This window comes from Streptomyces sp. NPDC087901 (assembly GCF_044742205.1).
Lineage (GTDB): Bacteria > Actinomycetota > Actinomycetes > Streptomycetales > Streptomycetaceae > Streptomyces.
Window position 1 is genome coordinate 564,338 of sequence record NZ_JBIUUC010000003.1, and the last position, 17,667, is coordinate 582,004.

At 71.2% G+C, this 17,667-nt stretch carries 16 protein-coding genes; 12 read left to right on the forward strand and 4 right to left on the reverse strand.

The genetic code is table 11. The features are described from left to right. Window positions 1-123: 123 nt before the first annotated feature. The 4 genes from ACIOEW_RS12215 (at window position 124) to ACIOEW_RS12230 (ending at window position 6,219) form a co-directional block, all read left to right on the forward strand. Window positions 124-783, forward strand: a complete 660-nt coding sequence (locus ACIOEW_RS12215) for a response regulator transcription factor (RefSeq protein WP_362549990.1) — start codon at window positions 124-126, stop codon at window positions 781-783. A 329-nt stretch (window positions 784-1,112) separates the two neighbouring features. After that, window positions 1,113-3,068, forward strand: a complete 1,956-nt coding sequence (locus ACIOEW_RS12220; RefSeq protein ID WP_401963498.1) for a 2-oxoacid:acceptor oxidoreductase subunit alpha — start codon at window positions 1,113-1,115, stop codon at window positions 3,066-3,068. Next, complete coding sequence (locus ACIOEW_RS12225; protein ID WP_401963500.1) at window positions 3,061-4,119, forward strand: 2-oxoacid:ferredoxin oxidoreductase subunit beta; 1,059 nt, start codon at window positions 3,061-3,063, stop codon at window positions 4,117-4,119. The genes ACIOEW_RS12220 and ACIOEW_RS12225 overlap by 8 nt, the downstream gene beginning before the upstream one ends. A 144-nt stretch (window positions 4,120-4,263) precedes the next feature. Next, window positions 4,264-6,219 (forward strand): APC family permease, encoded by a 1,956-nt coding sequence (locus ACIOEW_RS12230; RefSeq protein WP_401963502.1) that lies wholly within the window; start codon window positions 4,264-4,266, stop codon window positions 6,217-6,219. Window positions 6,220-6,258: 39 nt separating this feature from the next. Here the strand turns inward: ACIOEW_RS12230 and ACIOEW_RS12235 are convergent, their stop codons facing one another. Then, the gene (locus tag ACIOEW_RS12235; protein ID WP_401963503.1) at window positions 6,259-6,651 is read right to left on the reverse strand and encodes a winged helix-turn-helix transcriptional regulator; all 393 of its coding nucleotides are present in this window, start codon (window positions 6,649-6,651) and stop codon (window positions 6,259-6,261) included. A gap of 110 nt (window positions 6,652-6,761) precedes the next feature. On the opposite strand from ACIOEW_RS12235, the gene ACIOEW_RS12240 reads away from it, so the two are divergent. The 8 genes from ACIOEW_RS12240 (at window position 6,762) to ACIOEW_RS12275 (ending at window position 14,876) form a co-directional block, all read left to right on the forward strand. Next, a complete protein-coding gene (locus ACIOEW_RS12240; RefSeq protein ID WP_401963504.1) occupies window positions 6,762-7,622 on the forward strand; it encodes an SDR family oxidoreductase in 861 nt (286 codons plus the stop codon). A gap of 143 nt (window positions 7,623-7,765) precedes the next feature. Next, window positions 7,766-8,743, forward strand: coding sequence for an EamA family transporter RarD (rarD, locus tag ACIOEW_RS12245; RefSeq protein WP_401963505.1), 978 nt, complete (start codon window positions 7,766-7,768; stop codon window positions 8,741-8,743). A gap of 62 nt (window positions 8,744-8,805) precedes the next feature. Then, window positions 8,806-10,356, forward strand: coding sequence for an FAD-dependent monooxygenase (locus ACIOEW_RS12250; protein ID WP_401963507.1), 1,551 nt, complete (start codon window positions 8,806-8,808; stop codon window positions 10,354-10,356). Window positions 10,357-10,412: 56 nt separating this feature from the next. Next, on the forward strand, window positions 10,413-11,972 hold the full coding sequence (locus tag ACIOEW_RS12255) for a hypothetical protein (RefSeq protein ID WP_401963508.1): 1,560 nt from the start codon (window positions 10,413-10,415) through the stop codon (window positions 11,970-11,972). Beyond that, window positions 11,969-12,658 (forward strand): class F sortase, encoded by a 690-nt coding sequence (locus ACIOEW_RS12260; RefSeq protein WP_401963510.1) that lies wholly within the window; start codon window positions 11,969-11,971, stop codon window positions 12,656-12,658. Before ACIOEW_RS12255 ends, ACIOEW_RS12260 begins: the two co-directional genes overlap by 4 nt. Beyond that, window positions 12,639-13,097, forward strand: a complete 459-nt coding sequence (locus ACIOEW_RS12265; RefSeq protein ID WP_362550018.1) for a VOC family protein — start codon at window positions 12,639-12,641, stop codon at window positions 13,095-13,097. The genes ACIOEW_RS12260 and ACIOEW_RS12265 overlap by 20 nt, the downstream gene beginning before the upstream one ends. A 146-nt stretch (window positions 13,098-13,243) precedes the next feature. Further along, complete coding sequence (locus ACIOEW_RS12270) at window positions 13,244-14,029, forward strand: maleylpyruvate isomerase family mycothiol-dependent enzyme (RefSeq protein WP_401963868.1); 786 nt, start codon at window positions 13,244-13,246, stop codon at window positions 14,027-14,029. A gap of 37 nt (window positions 14,030-14,066) precedes the next feature. After that, window positions 14,067-14,876: an HAD family hydrolase gene (locus tag ACIOEW_RS12275; protein ID WP_401963512.1), complete on the forward strand. Its 810-nt coding sequence runs from the start codon at window positions 14,067-14,069 to the stop codon at window positions 14,874-14,876. 39 nt (window positions 14,877-14,915) lie between these two features. Here ACIOEW_RS12275 and ACIOEW_RS12280 read toward each other — a convergent pair whose 3' ends face one another. The 3 genes from ACIOEW_RS12280 to ACIOEW_RS12290 form a co-directional block, all read right to left on the reverse strand. Then, window positions 14,916-15,515 carry a TetR/AcrR family transcriptional regulator gene (locus tag ACIOEW_RS12280; protein WP_401963514.1) on the reverse strand — a complete coding sequence of 200 codons (600 nt, stop codon included), beginning with the start codon at window positions 15,513-15,515 and terminating at the stop codon, window positions 14,916-14,918. Between the two features lie 197 nt (window positions 15,516-15,712). Continuing rightward, window positions 15,713-16,603 carry an ABC transporter permease gene (locus tag ACIOEW_RS12285; protein ID WP_401963516.1) on the reverse strand — a complete coding sequence of 297 codons (891 nt, stop codon included), beginning with the start codon at window positions 16,601-16,603 and terminating at the stop codon, window positions 15,713-15,715. Continuing rightward, window positions 16,590-17,582, reverse strand: coding sequence for an ATP-binding cassette domain-containing protein (locus ACIOEW_RS12290; RefSeq protein ID WP_401963518.1), 993 nt, complete (start codon window positions 17,580-17,582; stop codon window positions 16,590-16,592). The genes ACIOEW_RS12285 and ACIOEW_RS12290 overlap by 14 nt, the downstream gene beginning before the upstream one ends. Window positions 17,583-17,667: the final 85 nt, after the last annotated feature.

The following is a 17,667-nucleotide window of genomic DNA, read 5'->3' on the forward strand; positions in this document are numbered from 1 at the left end:
ACCGGACCGCCTCGACGCAACCCGGCGAACATGCGCGGCGTCCCTGCCGATACTGGGATGCTGGACGGCATACGGGTGGGAACAGCGAGCAGTGGGGGATTCAGCGTCGTGGTGGAGGACAGGGTGCGTGTAGTCATCGCCGAGGATTCGGTACTGCTCCGGGAAGGACTCACCCGGCTGCTGACGGATCTCGGGCATGACGTCGTGGCGGGGGTCGGTGACGCGGAGGCGCTGATCAAGACGGTGGGCGACCTCGCCGGGCAGGACGCGCTGCCCGATGTGGTGGTCGCCGATGTGCGGATGCCGCCGACGCACACCGACGAGGGCGTGCGGGCCGCGGTGCGGCTGCGCAAGGAGTATCCGGGGATCGGGGTGCTGGTCCTTTCGCAGTACGTCGAGGAGCAGTACGCCACCGAGCTGCTGGCCGGGTCCAGCCGGGGTGTGGGGTATCTGCTGAAGGACCGGGTCGCCGAGGTCCGCGAGTTCGTCGACGCGGTGGTCCGGGTGGCTCAGGGCGGCACGGCACTGGACCCCGAGGTGGTGGCGCAGCTGCTGGGCCGGAGCCGTAAGCAGGACGTGCTGGCCGGGCTGACGCCGCGTGAGCGCGAGGTGCTCGGCCTGATGGCGGAGGGGCGGACGAACTCGGCGGTGGCCAAGCAGCTCGTGGTGAGCGACGGCGCGGTGGAGAAGCACGTCAGCAACATCTTCCTGAAGATGGGGCTGTCCCCCAGCGAGGGTGACCACCGGCGTGTTCTGGCCGTCCTGACCTATCTGAACTCCTGATCCCGCACCCTCCCCTCTGACAGCCTGTCAAATGCCTTCCGTCCGGGCCCGTCCCGGGCGGAGGGCGACGGCGGCATCCGGCTGCGGGGAGGAGCCGGACGGGCAGGAAAGAGCGGAACCGACCGTTCACCCCCGAATGCCTCCAGTGAGGGTCCAACGAGGATCCGGGCGGCTGGTGAATCATGGCGGAACAGCACCGAAAAGCGTCTCAAAAAGCCGTCCAATATGTGATCGGCCAGAGGAAGGCGACCCTTACAGACGTAGGGTGGGGCTGGGACCGCCGGCGGGCCGGATGGTTCCGAGCCGCCGCGCCGAGGGAGGTCCAGTAAGTGACCAGCCAGGTCAGTAGCCCAGCCGAACAGGCCGACGAGGCCAGTGAGGCACTCGTAGGGGGACAGCGTGCCCCCCAGTCCGCAACAGCAGGCACCGGCGAGAAGGAAATCCGCCGCCTGGACCGGGTGATCATCCGTTTCGCGGGTGACTCCGGAGACGGTATGCAGCTCACGGGTGACCGGTTCACCTCGGAGACCGCTTCCTTCGGGAACGACCTCTCCACGCTGCCGAACTTCCCCGCCGAGATCCGCGCCCCCGCAGGAACCCTGCCGGGCGTGTCCTCGTTCCAGCTCCACTTCGCCGACCACGACATCCTGACCCCGGGCGACGCGCCGAACGTCCTTGTGGCGATGAACCCGGCCGCGCTCAAAGCCAACATCGCCGATGTACCGCGCGGCGCCGAGATCATCGTCAACACCGATGAGTTCACCAAGCGGCCGATGGCGAAGGTGGGGTACGAATCCAGCCCGCTGGAGGACGGCTCGCTGGAGGCGTTCAACGTCCATCCGGTGCCGCTGACCACGCTCACCATCGAGGCTCTGAAGGAGTTCGGACTCTCCCGGAAGGAGGCCGAGCGCTCCAAGAACATGTTCGCGCTCGGACTGCTCTCCTGGATGTACCACCGGCCCACCGCGGGCACCGAGACGTTCCTGCGGGCCAAGTTCGCCAAGAAGCCGCAGATCGCCGAGGCGAACGTGGCGGCGTTCCGGGCCGGCTGGAACTTCGGGGAGACCACCGAGGACTTCGCGGTCAGCTACGAGGTGGCACCGGCCACCCAGGCCTTCCCCACCGGCACCTACCGCAACATCTCGGGGAACCTCGCCCTGTCCTACGGTCTGATCGCCGCGGGCCGGCAGGCGGACCTGCCGGTCTATCTGGGCTCGTACCCCATCACCCCGGCCTCCGACATCCTGCACGAGCTCAGCAGGCACAAGAACTTCGGCGTCCGCACCTTCCAGGCCGAGGACGAGATCGCGGGCATCGGCGCCGCACTGGGCGCCGCCTTCGGCGGTGCGCTCGGGGTGACGACGACGTCCGGGCCCGGGGTGGCCCTGAAGTCGGAGACCATCGGCCTCGCGGTCTCCCTCGAACTCCCCCTCCTCATCATCGACATCCAGCGCGGCGGCCCCTCCACCGGGCTGCCCACCAAGACCGAACAGGCCGACCTGCTCCAGGCCATGTACGGGCGCAACGGCGAGGCCCCGGTGCCGATCGTGGCCCCGAAGACCCCGGCGGACTGCTTCGACGCGGCGCTCGAAGCCGCCCGGATCGCCCTGACCTACCGCACCCCGGTCTTCCTGCTCTCCGACGGCTACCTGGCCAACGGCTCGGAGCCCTGGCGCATCCCCGAGACCGACAGCCTCCCGGACCTGCGCGTCCAGTTCGCCGGCGGCCCGAACCACGAACTGGCCGACGGCACCGAGGTCTTCTGGCCTTACAAGCGCGACCCGCAGACCCTGGCCCGCCCCTGGGCCGTCCCGGGCACGCCCGGTCTCGAACACCGTATCGGCGGCATCGAGAAGCAGGACGGCACCGGCAACATCTCCTACGACCCCGCCAACCACGACTTCATGGTCCGCACCCGCCAGGCCAAGGTGGACGGCATCGAGGTCCCGGATCTGGAGGTCGACGACCCGGCGGGGGCGAAGACCCTGGTGCTCGGCTGGGGATCGACATACGGCCCGATCACCGCCGCCGTCCGACGGCTGCGCGCCGCCGGACACCCGATCGCGCAGGCGCATCTGCGTCACCTCAATCCGTTCCCGCGGAATCTCGGCGAGGTGCTGAAGCGTTACGACAAGGTGGTCGTCCCCGAGATGAACCTCGGGCAGCTGGCCATGCTCATCCGGGCCAAGTACCTGGTGGACGCGCACAGTTACAACCAGGTCAACGGCATGCCGTTCAAGGCCGAGCAGCTTGCGACGGCCCTCCAGGAGGCCATCGATGCCTGAGACCAACGAACTCCTCCAGCTGGTGCCGAAGACCGAGGCCAAGCAGTCCATGAAGGACTTCAAGTCCGACCAGGAAGTGCGCTGGTGCCCCGGCTGCGGTGACTACGCGGTCCTCGCCGCCGTGCAGGGCTTCATGCCCGAGCTCGGACTGGCGAAGGAGAACATCGTCTTCGTCTCCGGCATCGGCTGCTCCTCCCGTTTCCCGTACTACATGAACACCTACGGGATGCACTCGATCCACGGCCGCGCCCCGGCCATCGCCACCGGACTCGCCTCCTCCCGGCGGGACCTGTCCGTCTGGGTGGTCACCGGTGACGGCGACGCTCTGTCCATCGGCGGCAACCACCTCATCCACGCGCTGCGCCGCAATGTGAACCTGAAGATCCTGCTGTTCAACAACCGGATCTACGGGCTCACGAAGGGGCAGTACTCCCCCACCTCCGAGGTCGGAAAGATCACCAAGTCGACGCCGATGGGTTCGCTCGACGCGCCCTTCAACCCGGTGTCCCTCGCCATCGGCGCGGAGGCCTCGTTCGTCGCCCGTACCGTCGACTCCGACCGCAAGCACCTCACGAGCGTGCTGCGCGCGGCGGCCGACCACCCCGGCACGGCGCTGGTGGAGATCTACCAGAACTGCAACATCTTCAACGACGGCGCGTTCGAGGTCCTGAAGGACAAGGACCGGGCCCAGGAGGCGGTGATCCGCCTGGAGCACGGGCAGCCGATCCTCTTCGGCACGGACGACTCCAAGGGCGTCGTACGGGACTCGCTGACAGGTGATCTGAAGGTGGTCGCCGTCACCGAGGAGAACCGGTCGCAGATCCTCGTCCACGACGCGCACGCCGCGTCTCCGACCACCGCCTTCGCGCTCAGCAGGCTGGCCGACCCGGACACGCTGCACCACACCCCGATCGGGGTGCTGCGCAGCGTCGAACGGCCGGTCTACGACACCCTCATGGCCGACCAGCTCGACACCGCGATCGAGCAGCAGGGCAAGGGCGACCTCGGCGCCCTGCTCGCGGGCAACGACAACTGGACGGTCGTCGGCTAGGACCCTTCGTACGGGCCATGCGGTGCGGCCCCCGGGATCGGCTTCGATTCCCGGGGGCCGCACCGCATTGGCGAACGGGCTGTCTTCCGGAGTGTCCGGCGGCGCCCGACCGGGCACCGGTCGGCCGCCGCGCACCATGTGGCCATGGCCCTGGACCGTCCGGCGTACCGCATCAAACGACAGCTGCTCGGCAAACCGCTGACCACCGAGCACATCAGCGAGGAGAAGCTGAACAACCGGACGGCGCTCGGGGTGCTCGCCTCCGACTGCATCAGCTCGTCCGCGTACGGCTCCGAGGAGATGCTCCGGGTCCTCGTGCCCGTCGTGGGCGCCGCCGCGTTCACACTGCTCATGCCGGTGACCTTCGCGATCCTCCTGGTCCTGCTGCTGCTGACGCTCTGTTACAGCGATGTGGTGACGATCTACACGCGGGCCGGCGGCTCGTACGTCGTCGCCCGGGAGAACTTCGGGCCGAACATCGCACAGATCGCCGCAGTGGCGCTGCTCGTCGACTACATCGTCACGGTCGCCGTACAGGTCTCGGCCGGTACGAACGCGCTCATCTCGCTCGCCCATCTGGCCGGGGGCGGCTTCACCGGCCTGGACCATCTCCAGCTCCCGGTCTCCGTCGCCGTGATCGTGATCCTCGCGTACGGGAATCTGCGCGGGGCCCGTGAGGCGGGACGCCTCTTCGCGCTGCCCGCCTATCTCTTCATGGCCGCCGTCGGCCTGATCATGATCGCCGCCGCGTTGCGCGGTCTGACCGGCGGGCTGCCGCACGCCGATCTGCACGCCGCCGGGGTCGTGCCGCTCGGCTCCCCGGGCGACGGCTGGCTCTACGGCGCCTCGCTCTTCATCGTGCTGCGCGCGTTCGCCAACGGCGGCTCGTCGCTCACCGGGCTCGAAGCCATCTCCAACGGCATCTCCGCGTTCCGCGAGCCCCAGGGCCGCAACGCCCGCCGGACCCTCCTCACCATGAGCGTGATCCTCGGCGTCCTGGTGCTCGGCGTCTCCACGCTGGCGCACTACACCCATGCCGTCCCGTACACCGACGGCACACCGACCGTCATCGCGCAGGAGGCCCATCTCGCCTTCGGCGGCGGGGTCCTCGGCACGGCCGGGCTGGTCTTCGTGCAGCTGGCGACCGCGCTGGTCCTCTACACGGGGGCAAACACTCCGTTCACCGGCTTCCCCCACCTGGCCAGCTTCGTGGCCGAGGACCGGTTCCTGCCGCGGGTGCTGACCCGGCGCGGGCACCGCCTCGCGTTCTCCAACGGCATCATCGCGCTGACCGTCGTCTCACTGGCGCTGCTGCTGGCGACCGGCGCCAGCGTGGACAAGCTGGTGGCGCTGTACGCGATCGGTGTGTTCACCGCGTTCACCATGGCGGGGGCGGGCCTCACCGTCTACCACCTGCGGCGCCGGGAGCGGTACCGCAGGTGGAAGATCGCGCTCAACGGCATCGCCGCGGTCACCTCGGCCGGCGTCGTGCTGATCTTCGCCGTCACCAAGTTCACCGAGGGCGCCTGGCTGGTCGTGGTGGTCTTCCCGCTCGGGGTGTGGGCACTGATGCGGATCAACCGCGAGTACCGGCGCGAGGCCACCGTGCTCCAGGGCATCCAGGCGCCGGGCGCGGACCGGGCGGCGTTCCGCCGCCATCTGGTCATGGTCCTCGTCGAGACGCTCGACCTGGCAACGCTGAAGGCCCTGCGGTACGCCCATGAGCTGCGCCCCGACGAGATCCGGGCGGTGCACTTCTCGATCGACGAGGCTCACGCGAGGCGGCTGGCCTCCCGCTGGGAGGCGACGGCCGCGACCTCGGTGGCGCTGACGGTGGTGGACTGCCCGGACCGGCGGCTGCGCCATGCGATGAAGGAGCTCGCGTACCGCACCACCGAGGACGGGGACACCTGGCTGACGGTCCTGGTGCCCCGGCGTACGTACAGCAATCCGCTCGGCAAGATGCTGCACCGGGGCACGGGCGAGAAGATGGCGAAGACGCTGACCCGGCTGCCGCACGTAGTCGTGACCATCCTGCCCTTCGACGTCTCGCGGGAGCTGCGGGCGCTGGAGGAGCGGCACCCGCACGGGACGGCCTGACCGCCCGGCCGGACGACCGGCTCCCGTGGCCGCGTCGACTCAGGCGGTACGGCTCTCCTTGCGCGCGTCGTACGCCGCGCGCGCCGTGTCCACCGCGTCCAGACTCCGCTCCGACCAGCGCGCCAGGGCCCACACCTGCTCCGCGGCCTCCCGGCCCAGGCCGGTGAGGGTGTAGTCCACGCGCGGCGGGATCACCGGCTTGGCGTCCCGGTCCACGAAGCCGTCGCGCTCCAGGGTCTGGAGGGTCTGCGCCAGCATCTTCTCGCTGACGCCGCCGACCGCGCGGCGCAGTTCGCTGAAGCGGTACGAGCGCTCCAGCAGGGCGGCGAGCACGAGGACACCCCAGCGGCTGGTGACGTGTTCGAGGACCAGCCGGGACGGGCACATCGGCTCCCGCACATCGGGCCGTCGCTCCAGGTTGCTTACGCTCATGCCAGTACCTTACTTCAAAGTGGGTACTTTCGTTTGGTTAGCGCCACCTCTAAGGTGAGTACCAGAACACATGAACAGGAACATAAGTACCTGAAGAGGAGAAACACCCCATGAGCATCGTCGTCACCGGAGCCACCGGAGAGCTCGGCCGCCTTGTCGTCGAGCAGCTGCTGACCACCGTCCCCGCGGGCGAGATCGCCGCCGTCGTGCGCGACAAGGAGAAGGCCGCCGGTCTCGCGGCCCGCGGCGTGGAGCTCCGGATCGCCGACTACAACCGCCCCGAGACGCTGGCCGGCGCCTTCCGGGCCGGCGACCGGGTGCTGCTCATCTCCGGCAACGAGGTCGGCAGCCGCGTCCCGCAGCACACCGCGGTCATCGACGCGGCCAAGGCGGCGGGCGTGGCCCAGTTCGCGTACACCGGCGTCCTGGGCGGCCCCGACGCCGACTTCCAGCTGGCGGCCGAGCACAAGGTGACCGAGCAGCTGATCCTCGACTCCGGCCTGCCGTACACGTTCCTGCGCAACGGCTGGTACACGGAGAACTACACCGCGAACCTCGCCCCGGTCCTGGCCCACGGCGCCGTCGTGGCCAACGCCGGCAAGGGCAGGGTCGCCTCCGCCACCCGCGCCGACTACGCCGCCGCGGCCGCCGCCGTCCTGACCGGCGAGGGCCACCTGGACGCGGTCTACGAGCTGAGCGGGGACGTCGCCTGGTCGTTCGCGGAGTACGCCGCGGAGGTCTCCAGGGCCTCCGGCAAGGAGGTCGTCCACAACGACGTCCCGGCCGCCGTGCACCAGGAGATCCTGGTCGGCGCCGGCGTGCCCGAGTCCTTCGCGGCGATCCTCACCGACGTGGACGAGGCGGTCCGGCGCGGGCTGCTGGCCCACACCGGCGGCGACCTGGCCCGGCTGATCGGCCGCCCGACGACGCCGCTCGCCGACACCGTCGCCGCCGCGGTGGCCGCCCAGTAGGCAGCACACGACAGGAAGCACCCCACGGCACCCCGGGCCCGGTGTCATGACCGTCTGGCGATACGGCAATGACACCGGGCCCCGTCGGCGCTACCTTCGTCAGGTTGACGGAGTCGTCGACCGACACCTGCCAGGAGGGGCCCGTGAAGGGAAAGAACGAAGAGCGGGCCGGACTCCTTTCCGGCGTCACGGCCTACGGCCTGTGGGGGGTCGTCCCGCTCTTCTGGCCCCTGCTCAAGCCGTCCGGCGCGGTCGAGATCCTGGCCCACCGCATGGCCTGGTCCCTGGGCGTCGTCGGCATCGCGCTGCTGGCCCTGCGCCGCTGGTCCTGGATCGGTGAACTGGTGCGGCAGCCGCGGAAGCTGGCGCTGATCACCGTCGCCGCGGCCGTGATCACCGTCAACTGGGGCCTGTACATCTGGTCCGTGAACAACGGGCACGTCGTCGAGGCCTCCCTCGGCTACTTCATCAACCCACTGGTCACCATCGCCATGGGCGTCCTGCTCCTCGGCGAACGGCTGCGCCCCGCACAGTGGGTGGCGGTCGGCACCGGCGTGGCGGCTGTGCTCGTGCTGGCCATCGGCTACGGACAGCCGCCGTGGATCTCGCTGGTCCTGGCGTTCTCCTTCGCGACGTACGGCCTGGTGAAGAAGAAGGTCAACATGGGCGGCCTGGAGTCGCTCACCGCCGAGACCGCCGTGCTGTTCGTGCCCGCGCTCGGCTACTTGGTGTGGCTGGGCCTGCAGGGCGAGTCGACGTTCACCTCCGAGGGCGCCGGCCACGCGGCACTGCTGGCCGCGACGGGCCTGGTGACGGCCATCCCGCTGATCCTGTTCGGGGCGGCCGCGATCCGCGTGCCGCTCTCCACGCTCGGCCTGTTGCAGTACCTGGCGCCGGTCTTCCAGTTCATTCTCGGAATCGTGTACTTCCACGAGGCGATGCCCCCTGAGCGATGGGCCGGTTTCGGGCTGGTCTGGCTGGCGCTCACCCTGCTGACCTGGGACGCACTGCGGACGTCGCGGCACACGCGGGCCCAGGCACAGACGGCACGGCTGGCAGCGGCGAAGCAGGCCGCCCCGGCCGAGGTGGAGACTCCCACCCCCACACGAATTATTACCTAGTTGCTTTTTTGACTCGGTTGCGTTTCTCTTGTCATCCACGGACGCGCAACCGAGGAGTACGCATGCCCGCATCCCCGACCACGGTGCTGATCGTCGGCTCCGGGCCGACCGGACTGACCCTGGCCATCGATCTCGCCCGCCGGGCCGTCGACGTGACGATCATCGACAAGACCCCTCAGTTCCCTCGCAGTTCCCGGGCCAAGGGCCCCAATCCGCGCTCACTGGAGGTCCTGGAGGACCTCGGCGTCGTCGAGGAGGTGCTGTCCGCCGGATCGGCGCCGCTGCCGATGCGCAAGTACCGGGGCGGCCGGGTGATCGCCGACGCCGACCCGTTCGCGGCCGGGCGCCCGGCACCGGACGCCCCCTACGACCGGCCCTGGCTGATCGCCCAGTGGGGGCTGGAGGAGATCCTGCGCGCCCGGCTCGCGGAGTACGGCGTACAGGTCGGCCTCGGCACCGAACTCATGGGGCTGGTCCAGGACGAGGACTCCGTGACGGCCACCCTGACCGGCGGCCGGGAGCTCGTAGCCCGGTACGTGGTGGGCTGCGACGGCGGCCACAGCGCGGTGCGCAAGCTGCTCGGCCTCACGTTCGAGGGAAAGACGGACGAGGAGCAGGTGATGGTCTGCGGCGACGTCGAGGTGGAGGGCCCCGACCGCGGCGTCTGGCACCAGTGGTTCGACGAGGACGGCGGCGTGATGCTCTGCCCGATCCCCGGCACCCGGTCGGGCTGGTGGTTCCAGGCCGGCCCCGAGACGGACGCCTCCGGCGGCCCCGTACCCCCGTCGCCGGAAAGCTTCCGGCGGCTCTTCGCCAAGCACACCCGGCTGCCCGGCGAGCTCCTCACCCGGGCCACCCTGCTCTCCACCTACCGGGTCAACGAGCGCATGGTGGACCGCTACCGGGTGGGCCGGGTGCTCCTGGCCGGCGACGCCGCCCATGTGCACGCCGTCGCGGGCGGGCTGGGGATGAACACCGGCATCCAGGACGCGTACAACCTCGGCTGGAAGCTCGCCCGGGTCGCCTCCGGCCGGGCCCTGCCGGACCTGCTCGACACGTACGAGGAGGAGCGGCTGCCGATCGCCGCCCGGACCCTGGACTTCACCTCGGAGCGGCTGCGGGCCACGATGGAGGCGATCAAGAAGCCGGGCGGCGGCCTGGACTCGGCCATCACCCCGCAGACCTACGGCCTGGCGGACGGCTACCGCTGGAGCTCCCTGGCCACCTGCGGCGGCACCGACCGGCTGCGCGCGGGAGACCGCGCCCCGGACGCGCCCTGCCGCGACGTGGCCACCGGCACCCCTCGCCGGCTGTTCGAGGCCTTCACCGGACCGCACTTCACCCTGCTCGGCTTCGGCCCGGGCACGGCGCAGGCCCTACGGGAGGCGGCCGAGGCGCACGACGGCGACCTGCGGGCGTACGGCGTGGACGCGGGCGGCCCGCACGACCTGGCCGACGACGGCGGCCACGCCCGCTCGGCGTACGGCATCGGGCCGGACGAGGCCGTTCTGGTCCTCGTCCGCCCGGACAACCACGTGGGCCTGATCGCCCCGGCCGGGGACCTGGAGGCGGTCGGTGCCTATCTGAACGGTGCGGCATTGGAGCGAGGTTGAGCGCGTCACGGTGGGTAATCCACGCCTAACGCTCTGCTTATATTTTCCTCATACTTATGACCCGATCCTTGCGCACCTCCGGAACGTCCCGCACGCTCCTGCGCACCGCGACCGCCACCGCCGCTCTGTCCGCTCTGACGCTCCTCGCCTGCGGCATCGCTCCCACCGCAGGCGCGGACGACACCGTGCGGACCGTCCACCCGTCGGGCCTCGGCCCGACGGGCCCCTGGTTCCGGCTTCAGGAAACGACCCCCGACCGGGACCCCGGCATCCAAGAGGTGTCCCCGAAGCCCGACCCGGTCCATCTGAACGGCAGCCTGCGCCTGGCCATCGGCCCCGGTGAACAGGCCCAGGCCGCCCACTACTTCAACGCGACCTGGACGCCCGAGCCCCTGCAGCCGCTGCTGGACGCGGGCATCTCGTACTGGGCCTACACCTCCAGCGAGGGCTCCAGCGTCACCAACATCGGCGCCAACCTCCAGCTCCCGGCTTCCTGCGGCGGATTCACCACCCTGTCGTTCGAACCCGGCAACAACACGGACGAGCAGGGCGAGGCGCTGAAGCCGGACACCTGGCAGAAGTACCGGTTCACCGCCGACTCGGTGATGCGCACCTCGCGCGCCGTGGCCGGCGTCCCGGCGGGCGGGGACGCCCCGCTGTCGCACTTCATCGCGGAGTGCGAGGGGGCTTACGGGGTGATCGCCAACATCGGCCGGCTCGGCGACGCGAACGGCCGCCTCAACACCTTCGTCGACAACATCACCGCCAAGGGCACCACCTGGGACTTCGCCGTCACCGGCCGCGCGACGGCCGCGCTCACCGTCCCCGAGAAGATCGAGGCGGGGGACGGCCCCCGTCCGGCCGACGCCTCCTACACCGATCCGGACGACGGACCGGAGTACCCCGGCATCGGCACTCGTCTGACCCTCAAGGGGCCGTCCGGCCTCCGGGCGGACCAGCTGACCGTCATGTCCGAGGGCGCCACGGTCCCTCTGACGGGACACCCGGACGGGACGCTCACCGGCGAACTGCGGACCAACCTCCGGGCGGGCGGCACGCTGGAGCCCGGTGGAAAGGCGGGCGCCGCGTTCACCCTCGCCGCCGCCGAGGGGGCACCGAGGGGCCGGCTCGACGTGACGACCGAACTGACCGTCACCATCGCCGGCGTCGACGGACCGATTCGCACGGGCGTGACCGCGACGGAGAGCACCCGGATCACGGCCGCCGACGTCGGGGAGCCCAGCCCCTCGCCCAGCCCCACCCGCACCCACCACCCCAAGCCGACCCCGTCCGGCGGCGGCCACGGCGGCGGTCACGGCAACGGGAACGGACACTGGGGTGGCGGCAGCACCGGCGGCAGCCACAGCAACGGCGGCGGCAGCCACGGCGGCAGCAGCGGGAGCCCCGCTGGCAGCCACGGCAGCACCGGTGGAAGCACCGGCGGCGGCTCGATGCCCAACGGCCCGGTCGACGCGGGCGACGGTTCCACCGCGCTGACCGGCAGCGGCTCCACCGGCCTCTCCGGTATGGGTGCGGCAGCCGCCGCGGCCGGGCTGCTGGCAGCGGCGGGCGCCGCTCTCGGCGGGCTCCGCACGGTCCGGCGCCGGCGCGGTTGAGCGCCCGCACCCAGCGGGAACGGCCCTCACGGCGGCCGTTCCCGCGCCTGATCGCGGCGGCCGGGCTGAGCCCGGCCGCCGCGGCGGCACTCGTCCTGCTCCTGGGCTCCCCCCTGACGGAGCCCGGTATCCCCGCCGCAGCCCCCCGGTCCGGCGCCGTCGCATCGGACGGGGCACCCGCGCCCGCCTCCCGCCCCCTCCGCATCGACATCCCCGGCCTCCGGGTCAGCGCACCCCTGGTGGACCTGACCCTGGACGCCCGGGGCAAGCTCGGCGTCCCCGACCCGGCGGAACGCAATCTGGCCGGCTGGTACCGGGACGGGGTGACACCGGGCTCCCCCGGCACCGCCGTCGTGGTCGCCCACGTCGACACCCCGACCGGCCCGGCCGCCTTCGCCGGGCTCGACACCCTGCGCCCCGGCGCGACGGTCGGCGTGCGCCGGACGGACCGGACCGTCGCGACCTTCCGCATCTACGCGATCGAGGAGTTCGAGAAGAGCGACTTCCCCAGCACCCGCGTCTACGGCCCGACGAAGGACGCCCAGCTCCGCCTCCTCACCTGCGGCGGCGCCTACGACCCCGATGCGGGCGGCTACCAGTCGAACGTGGTGGCGTTCGCCCGCCTGGTGTCGGTTCAGCCCCCGGAATCCACCATTCCGGGCAAGAATGTCCCCCATGACTCTTGAGTGGAAAGTCGTCGTCGACGCCGCCGACCCGCACGCCCAGGCCGGCTTCTGGTCGGCGGCCCTCGGCTACGAGATCGAGGACAACAGCCCCCTCGTCGAACGCCTCCTGGGCCTCGGAGCCGTACCGGAGGCGATCACGACGACGGCGCACGGGCGGCGGGCCTGGCTCGACCTGGCCGCGGTGCGGCACCCGGACGACCCCTACGAGGAGGAGAGCGGGACGGGACTGGGGCGGCGGCTGCTGTTCCAGCGCGTACCGGAGCCCAAGACGGTGAAGAACCGGCTCCACCTCGACCTGCACGCGGGCCCGGAGCGCCGCGACGCGGAAGTGGCCCGGCTGGAGGGACTGGGCGCGAAGGTGCTCCGCAAGGTGGCGGAGCCGGGCGGGACGTGGACGGTGCTGAGCGATCCGGAGGGCAACGAGTTCTGCGTGCAGTGACTCACGACGTCGGTGCCCAGCCTGACCGCCTCCAGGGCGAGCCAGAGCACGCGCCCTTCCCGCACATCGCACTTCCCGGGCTGTGCGTACGTGGGATATCCGCTGTCCCGTTGCCGGGACGCGGTGGTAGAAGAGGCGGTGTGACAATGCCACTTGAGTTCCCCGTTCTGCTGCGACTGATCGACGAACGGTCGACCGCCTTCCGCGCCGCGGTCGCCTCCGCACCCAGCCTCGACGTGCAGGTGCCGACCTGCCCCGAGTGGACGCTGTTCGATCTGGCGCAGCACATCGGCGAGGGGCGCCGCGACTGGGCCGCCACCGTCGCCGCAGGTCCTGCTCCGGCCAAGTCCGCAGCGGAGGGCGCCCCCGTTGCGCCTCGGGAACGCGAGTCGCTGCTGGCCTGGTTGGCGGAGTCCACGGAGCAACTGCTGGACGCACTGCGGAAGGCCGGCCCGGATCGCGGTTGCTGGACGTGGTGGGGGACGTCGCAGTCGCCGGAGACCTCCGGTGCCGTGGCCCGGCACCAGCTCCAGCAGATGGCGGTGCACACCTACGACGCCCAGATCACCGTGGGTGCCCCGCAGCCGCTGTCGGCCGAGGTGGCACTCGACGGTGTCGACGAGTTCCTGTCCACCTGCGTCGCGACGGCGAGTGCCTGGCCGCACAAGCCCGCTACCGTCGACTTCCACGCCTCCGAGGGCCGGTCCTGGCGCCTCTCGCTCTCCGCCGACGGCGCACGGACCACCCGCCTTCCGGGGTCCGGCACCGGGCCGGCCACCACTGCCGGCCCGGACGCGGCCGGCCTCTCGGCCCGGGGCACGGCCGGCGAGCTCGCCCTCATCCTGCACGGCCGTATCCCGATCGACTCCGTGGAGCTCGACGGCGATCAGCGTCTCTTCGACCAGCTCAGCGCCTGGGACCCGGACGAGTAGAACGTGACGCCCCAGGGACAGCCCCTAGGCTTGCCCCATGCCCTTCCCGCCCGCATATGCCCTTGTCGCCACGGACCTTGACGGCACTCTGCTGCGCCGCGACGACACCGTGAGCCCCCGTTCCCGCGCCGCGCTCCGTCTCGCCGCGTCGGCCGGGGCACGGCACCTGGTGGTGACCGGGCGGCCCGTGCCGGGGGTGCGGGAGTTGCTGGCGCGGCTGGGGTACGAAGGGCTCGCCGTGTGCGGGCAGGGTACGCAGTTGTACGACGCCGGGGCGGGGCGCATCGTGCGGGCGGTCACGCTGGACCGGGAGCTGGCCGATGCGGCGCTCGGCAAGATAGAGGCGCAGGTGGGGCCCGTGTTCGCGGCGGTCGATCAGGACGGGGCGGACGGGCGGACACTGATCGAGCCGGGGTACCGGCTGCCGCACGCCTCCCTGCCCGCGCAGCGCACGCGGCACCGGGACGAGCTGTGGGCGGCGCCGGTCGTCAAGGTGCTCATCCGCCACCCCGAGCTGGGCGACGACGCGCTCGCCGCCGCGGCACAGGCGGTCGTCGGGGATCTGGCCACCGTGACGCACTCCGGGCCCGGGACGGTCGAACTCCAGCCGTACGGAATCGACAAGGGCGCCGGCATCGCGCTTGCCGGGGAGTACCTGGGGGTAGATCCGGGCACCGCGATCGCTTTCGGGGACATGCCCAACGACCTGCCGATGTTCCGTAGTTGCGGGTACGGAGTGGCGATGGCAAACGCCCATCCGCTCCTGCGGGCCGCCGCGGACGAGGTGACGCTGTCCCACGAGGACGACGGAGTCGCGGTGGTCCTGGAGCGGGTCTTCGGCCGCTGACCCCCCGGCCCCCGTCCGAACCGGCCGCCCGTCGCCCCGTCAGCGCTTCGGCGCTTCCACGGCCCCCATCGACCGCAGCACGTGGGCGACCAGCGCCGCCACCGTCTCCTCGTCCTGCATGGGCTTGCGCAGGACATGGCGGTAGTAGACCGGGCCGTACAGCATCTCCACCGCGAGGCGCAGGTCCGCTTCCGGCAGGATCTGGCCTTGGTCCTGGGCGCTGCGCAGCCGTTCGACCGCCGCTTCGAAGCGGGGGTCGATCAGCTGGGTGCGTACCGTTTCGGCCAGATCGTCGTCGTGATGGAGCTCGGAGAGTATTCCGGCGTAGGCGGGGCCGTAGGGCGGATCGGCTAGGAACGCGACCGCGCTCGCGACATGGGCGCGGAGGTCCTCGGCGATGTCGCCGGTGTCGGCGAACGGCGTGGCGATGGCCAGCGCCTCCGTGAACGCCTCCAGCAGTACCGCACTCTTCGACGGCCACCACCGGTAGATCGTCTTCTTGCTGACACCGGCCCGCGCCGCGATGGCCTCGACCGTGACGCGGCCGTACCCCTTCTCCGTACAGAGGTCCAGGGCGGCCTCCAGCGTCGCCCTGCGCGAGCTCTCACTCCGGCGCAGCGAACTCGGCGATGTGATCATTCGGTGAGCATAGGTCTGTTTGAGCCAATCCTTGTTGACAGTCCGTCGCCAAAACCCGAACAATACTCAGGCGGGAAACGGAACGTACCGTGTCGGCTCGTTCCTTACCTTTCGCACCGTTCGTGCCGTTCGTGCCGCGACGAGCCGATCGGGGGACGGCTCGCCGGCCGACGGTACGGGTGCCGGAGCCGCTCCCGTCACGCGGTGATGTCCTTCGCCGTGAACCTGGCCCAGGCCGCCGAGCCGAACACCGCCGCGTACAGCCCCTGCAGCTCCAGGTTCTTCAGTACCTCGTCCCAGTACACAGGCGCGCGCATCAGGTCCGAGAAGGACAGCCAGTAGTGCGGGAAGAGATACGGGTGGATCCCGCTCAGCTGCGGGATGGTGTCCACGATCTGCACGGTGATCAGCACCCCGACCGTCGCCGCCATGGCCGCGATCCCGCTGTTGGTGAGGGTCGACACGAAGAGTCCGAGCGCCGCGAATCCGATCAGTGACGCCGCGACCGCCACCGCGACGAGCCCCGCCCGGAGCAGCCCCTCGCCGAAGCCGATCCGGGTCCCGGAGATCGTCGTGACCTCGCCGACGGGGAAGAGCAGCGCGCCCACGGCCAGCGCGGAAGCCGCGACGACGAGGGTCGCGACCAGGCAGAAGGCCAGGGTGGAGGCGTACTTGGCGAGGAGCAGCCGGGTCCGTCCGGCCGGCGCGACCAGGAGATAGCGCAGCGTTCCCGCGTTGGCCTCGCCCGCGACCGCGTCCCCTGCGATGACGCCCACCGCCATGGGGAGGAAGACCGGGAGGGTCGCGGCGAGGGAGGCGAAGACCAGGAAGAGGCCGTTGTTGGTCACCTGGGAGAGGAACGCGGGCCCTCCCCCGCCTCCGCCGGGACCGGCCGACGAGCCGTCCGCCGTCTCGATGCGCACCGCGATCCCGATCAGTACGGGGACGGCGGCCAGCACTCCGAGCAGGGCGATCGTGCGCCACCGGCGCAGCGTGGTGGTCAGTTCGGAGCGCAGGATGCCGAGGGTCCACAGCGGATTGCGCCGGACCGGAGCGGCCTCGGCGGGTGCGAGTTCAGCCTGCGACATCGAATCCCTCTCCGGTGAGTGCGACGAAGGCGTCTTCCAGCGAGGCCCGTTCGACGCCGAAGGACCGGACCCGGACCCCGCCGTGGACCAGGGCGGCGTTCAGGTCCGCCAGTTCGACGGAGCCCGGCGGGGCGTCGGCCCGTACCCGGTCGCCGTCCGGGGTGATGCCGGTGATCCCGTGCTCCTTGAGGATGCGGGCGGCGTCGGCCGGGTCCGGAGTGGTGACGGCGAGCCGGCCGAGGGTGCCCGCGGCGAGGTCGGCGACGGGCCCCTGGGTGATCAGCCGGCCCCGGGCCATGACTGCCGCGTGGGTGCAGATCTGCTCGATCTCGTCGAGGAGGTGGGAGGAGAGGAAGACCGTGGTGCCCTCGGCGGCCAGCTCCCGGACCAGGGCGCGGATCTCCCGCATGCCCTGCGGGTCCAGGCCGTTGGTCGGCTCGTCCAGGACGAGCAGCCTGCGGGGCCGGAGCAGGGCGGCGGCAAGGCCGAGGCGCTGCTTCATGCCCAGCGAGTAGGCACGCGCCTTCTTGCCGGCCGCGGCGGCGAGGCCGACCCGCTCCAGGGCGTCGCCGACGCGGGCGTTGCGGGTGCGCGGATCGGCGGTGGGGTCGGCCCGGTCGTAGCGCACGAGATTGTCCCGGCCGCTCAGGAACCCGTACAGCGCGGGACCTTCGATCAGCGCCCCGACCTGGGGCAGCACGGTGCGGGCCGCGCCCGGCATGGGGTGTCCGAGGACGGTCGCGGTGCCTGACGTCGGATCGATCAGGCCCATCAGCATCCGGATCGTGGTGGTCTTCCCGGAGCCGTTGGGCCCGAGGAAGCCGAAGACGCTGCCGCCCGGGACGGTGAGGTCGAGACCGTCGACGGCGAGCTGGCCACCCCGGTAGCGCTTGGTCAGCCCCCGGGTCTCGATCACGGGCGCGGCCTCACTCACCGCCGGACAGGCCCTGGGCCCGCTCACGGTCCCGGACTCGGTCATGCGTACTCCCCTTGATTCGGAAAGCGGTGGGTACGGAAAGCGGTGGGTACGGAAAACGCGGTTGGTGCCGACAGCGGCTGGTGCG

What these genes read in the sequence shown, in the direction of transcription:
- ACIOEW_RS12285 (WP_401963516.1), bottom strand. Translation starts at nt 16,603, where the DNA reads ATGTCGCAGGCTGAACTCGCACCCGCCGAGGCCGCTCCGGTCCGGCGC.
- ACIOEW_RS12235 (WP_401963503.1), bottom strand. Translation starts at nt 6,651, where the DNA reads ATGAGCGTAAGCAACCTGGAGCGACGGCCCGATGTGCGGGAGCCGATG.
- ACIOEW_RS12270 (WP_401963868.1), top strand. Translation starts at nt 13,244, where the DNA reads ATGCCACTTGAGTTCCCCGTTCTGCTGCGACTGATCGACGAACGGTCG.
- ACIOEW_RS12265 (WP_362550018.1), top strand. Translation starts at nt 12,639, where the DNA reads ATGTCCCCCATGACTCTTGAGTGGAAAGTCGTCGTCGACGCCGCCGAC.
- ACIOEW_RS12290 (WP_401963518.1), bottom strand. Translation starts at nt 17,582, where the DNA reads ATGACCGAGTCCGGGACCGTGAGCGGGCCCAGGGCCTGTCCGGCGGTG.
- ACIOEW_RS12230 (WP_401963502.1), top strand. Translation starts at nt 4,264, where the DNA reads ATGGCCCTGGACCGTCCGGCGTACCGCATCAAACGACAGCTGCTCGGC.
- ACIOEW_RS12250 (WP_401963507.1), top strand. Translation starts at nt 8,806, where the DNA reads ATGCCCGCATCCCCGACCACGGTGCTGATCGTCGGCTCCGGGCCGACC.
- ACIOEW_RS12280 (WP_401963514.1), bottom strand. Translation starts at nt 15,515, where the DNA reads ATGATCACATCGCCGAGTTCGCTGCGCCGGAGTGAGAGCTCGCGCAGG.
- ACIOEW_RS12225 (WP_401963500.1), top strand. Translation starts at nt 3,061, where the DNA reads ATGCCTGAGACCAACGAACTCCTCCAGCTGGTGCCGAAGACCGAGGCC.
- ACIOEW_RS12275 (WP_401963512.1), top strand. Translation starts at nt 14,067, where the DNA reads ATGCCCTTCCCGCCCGCATATGCCCTTGTCGCCACGGACCTTGACGGC.
- ACIOEW_RS12255 (WP_401963508.1), top strand. Translation starts at nt 10,413, where the DNA reads ATGACCCGATCCTTGCGCACCTCCGGAACGTCCCGCACGCTCCTGCGC.
- ACIOEW_RS12240 (WP_401963504.1), top strand. Translation starts at nt 6,762, where the DNA reads ATGAGCATCGTCGTCACCGGAGCCACCGGAGAGCTCGGCCGCCTTGTC.